This window comes from Saccharicrinis sp. GN24d3 (assembly GCF_052400645.1).
In the GTDB taxonomy this organism is placed as follows: domain Bacteria; phylum Bacteroidota; class Bacteroidia; order Bacteroidales; family Marinilabiliaceae; genus Saccharicrinis.
The window spans coordinates 1-2976 of sequence record NZ_JBQTGI010000064.1 but is presented as its reverse complement, the minus strand read 5'-3'; the positions used below and the strand labels follow the sequence as shown (position 1 = coordinate 2976).

Sequence of the window (2976 nt, the reverse complement as noted above, 5' to 3'; positions counted from 1 at the left end):
TGGCCGTAGCCGATTCGTTGCAAATAAACGCATTGGTGGCCATTCCCCCGCTTTCGGGTGCATCGCATGCTCCCCATCCCGATTACGTGGATATTCCGGAGCATGTTGACCCCCTTCCCAAACGTTGGTTAAGGTTGTGTTTTAGCATGACATTCCGGCGGATGTTGACCCCCTTAAAATGTTTTTCGAGGAATAAAGTTGCTCCGGGAGCAAAAAAAACGGAGCATATTGACCCCGTCAGCAACAGCTGCTTTCAAAAAAGCGGAGCATGTTGACCCCTTGGATTTAGGTTTAAGTTAATTAGTGGGATTAACTACTAATTTGACACTGATTATGGCAGGAAAACCTAAAAGAATGAGCCAAGTAAAACAAATACTACAATTGCACAGCCAAGGGAACGGCAACAAGACCATAGCCCGCAATCTGGGTATAAGCAAGAATACGGTCAAGAGTTATCTGGCAAAATACCGCAGTTCGAAAATAAGCCTTGCCACCTTACTGAAAATGGAAGATCATGCGCTTGAAAAAGTCTTCCATCCCGGAAACCCAGCTTATAAAGACAACCGGTTCGAAGAGCTAAAAGGCAAGCTTGATTATTACGTTGACGAGCTTAAAAAGACAGGCGTGACAAAACAACTTCTGTGGGAAGAGTACCGCCTGTCCAACCCCACAGGGTACAGCCTCAGCCAGTTCAGTTATCACCTGTCGCAACACCGGCTTACCAAAAATCCTTCCATGGTACTGCGCCACGAACCTGGGGAAAAACTGTTTGTAGACTTTGCCGGCAAGAAGCTCTCCTATATCGATCCGACAACAGGAGAAATAATCGAATGCCAAGTATTTGTAGCCTGCCTGCCCTATTCCGATTATGCCTTTTGCATGGCCGTTCCCAGCCAACGTGTCGACGATTTTATTTATGCGCTCACCTGCTGTTTGGAGAGCCTTGGCGGCGTGCCCAAGGTGCTGGTTCCCGACAACCTGAAATCGGCCGTAATAAAAGCCAACAATTACGAACCTACCATCAACCGGGCACTCGAAGATTTTGCCAACCATTACAACATGGCGGTGGTTCCCGCCCGTGCCAGAAAACCCAAGGACAAGGCTCTTGTGGAAAACCAGGTAAAACTTATTTACAACCGGGTTTATGCACGTATACGCAACCAACAGTTCTTCTTGCTCTCTGAGCTTAACAGTGCCATAAAAGAACATACGCTCAAGCATAACCAAACTCGTATGCAAAAGCGCGATTACTGCCGGGAAGAGCACTTCCTGTCGAATGAGAAACACCTGTTGCAGGAACTGCCCACAAAGGCCTTTGAGATAAAATATTACAAGGAGTACAAACATGGTACCAATAACGATATCTACCTGGGCGAGGACAAACATTATTATAGTGCCCCTTACCAATATATCGGGCAAAAACTAAAGGTAGTTTATACCCGTTCCATGGTGCGAATTTTTCACCGGCACAACTTGGTGGCAGTTCACAAACGGGAGTTTGGCATCGGCAAATATACCACCGTTGAAGAACACCTCTGTTCAACCCACCAGCATTACCTGAACCGAAGCCCGGAATACTATAAAGACAAGGCGGAGAACTTATCGAAAACATTAGGAGTACTTGTAAGGCTAATATTTGCCCAGGACAGGTATCCGGAACAGCTATACAAGAGCTGCGATGGCCTTTTTAGCCTGTTTAAAAGCACGCCCCGGGAAACCTTTGACAAAGCGTGCCGGATGGCTATTGATTATCAGAATTACACTTACGGTTTTGTACTAAACGTTATCAAGAATAAGATGACCGAATATGACCAAGAAGAACAACCCGATCAAAGTTTGCCACAACACAACAACATCAGGGGAAAAGAATATTACGACAATCAATTATCACTTAAATTTTAATACGATGGAAAATATCGAAAACCAACTATCGCAATTACGCCTGTTCGGCTTCAAAACAAGCTGGAATGCACTATTGGAAACCAAAAGGTCAAACGAGCTATCGCTCAACGAAGGACTTGAAATACTTTTACAGGCAGAATTGCAGGACAGGGACAACCGCCGCTTTGAACGGTTAAGAAAATCTGCTAAGTTCAGGTATCAGGCCTCTCTGGAAGAGTTGAAATACGATGTGTCGAGAGGCTTGGACAAAGGGCTTATATCCACGTTGGCAACAGGTGGATATATTAACAACGGAGAATCGGTTCTGATTACTGGGGCAACCGGATGTGGTAAAAGTTTTATATCGTCTGCACTTGGACACCATGCTTGTGCCCGAGGATATAAGGTAGCATACTTTAATGTTCAAAAGTTGCTGCAACAAACAAAAATGGCCCGTCTGGAAGGAACAGTATATCAGCTACTGAACAAGATATCCAAAGCCAGTCTGCTCATCCTTGACGATTTTGGGTTGACGCACTTGGAAAAACAGCACCAGATGGATTTGATGGAAATTATCGAGGACAGACATGCAAGAGCTGCAACTATTATCGTAAGCCAACTGCCTGTTGCAAGCTGGTTTGATATTATCGGGGAAGCCACCATTGCTGATGCAATTTTAGACCGTTTGGTACATACCTCGCACAGGATTGAACTCAAAGGAGAAAGTCTTAGAAAAAAAATGTAATTTTGTCATACTAACCATTTTCGGTTACCCAAATCCAAGAGGGGTCAATATGACCGTTGGAGGGGTCAACATCACCGTTATTTCCAATTACGACGTAAAGCATTTTACATATAACAAAGAAAACGATACCTATACCTGCCCACAGGGGCACGTGCTCAGCACCAAAGGCAACTGGTTAAACGCCAAAAACAAATTAGGAGAAGTCTCGTACAGGTTTAAAAATTACACCACCTCACAATGCAAAACATGCGAAAAAAGGCCACTCTGCACAAAGTCGGAGGTCAATGGCAAACAGGTAAGACGAAGCGAATACACCGAGAATATAGAAAATAACAAGGCAAGGGTTGAGC

Annotated in this window: 3 protein-coding genes and 1 pseudogene; all 4 read left to right on the top strand. The window is 44.7% G+C overall.

What is annotated here, in order from left to right; translation table 11 throughout:
* Positions 1 to 275: hypothetical protein (locus ACT29I_RS25560; RefSeq protein WP_444794845.1), on the top strand; the 275-nt coding region annotated here is incomplete at its 5' end.
* A 79-nt stretch (positions 276 to 354) separates the two neighbouring features.
* A complete protein-coding gene (istA, locus tag ACT29I_RS25555; RefSeq protein ID WP_444794844.1) occupies positions 355 to 1902 on the top strand; it encodes an IS21 family transposase in 1548 nt (515 codons plus the stop codon).
* Positions 1903 to 1906: 4 nt separating this feature from the next.
* Positions 1907 to 2626 (top strand): IS21-like element helper ATPase IstB, encoded by a 720-nt coding sequence (gene istB, locus ACT29I_RS25550; RefSeq protein ID WP_444794843.1) that lies wholly within the window; start codon positions 1907 to 1909, stop codon positions 2624 to 2626.
* Between the two features lie 49 nt (positions 2627 to 2675).
* A pseudogene (locus ACT29I_RS25545) lies at positions 2676 to 2976 on the top strand (hypothetical protein); the annotation flags it as partial.

Coding starts and splice junctions, on each gene's coding strand:
- istB (WP_444794843.1), top strand. CDS start 1,907: ATGGAAAATATCGAAAACCAACTATCGCAATTACGCCTGTTCGGCTTC.
- istA (WP_444794844.1), top strand. CDS start 355: ATGAGCCAAGTAAAACAAATACTACAATTGCACAGCCAAGGGAACGGC.